This window comes from Pseudomaricurvus sp., assembly GCF_965662505.1.
Classification (GTDB): Bacteria; Pseudomonadota; Gammaproteobacteria; order Pseudomonadales; family Cellvibrionaceae; genus Pseudomaricurvus.
The window spans coordinates 1-272 of the sequence record NZ_CBFIHX010000175.1; the positions used below are offsets into that span (position 1 = coordinate 1).

The window sequence follows — 272 nt, forward strand, 5'->3', positions numbered from 1 at the left end:
CATTGAGATTCATACCTTTGACCGGTTTTTCATCGATTTTGACAATCAGGTCGCCGGCCATCACACCAGCCTTGGCCGCCGGAGTGTCATCAATGGGGGAAATCACCCGCACGTAACCATTTTCCAGTCCCACCTCGATGCCCAGCCCGCCGAACTCGCCGGTGGTGTTCATCTGCAAATCGTCAAAGGAACTGGCACCGAGATAGGCGGAGTGAGGATCCAGCTCGGACAGCATGCCTTTGATGGCGTATTCGAGCAGAGTGCTGTCTTCC

General features: G+C 55.1%; 1 protein-coding gene. It reads right to left on the reverse strand.

The genetic code is table 11. The features are described 5' to 3' along the window. Positions 1–272: S41 family peptidase (locus ACTG33_RS15920; protein ID WP_439136208.1), on the reverse strand; the 272-nt coding region annotated here is incomplete at both ends.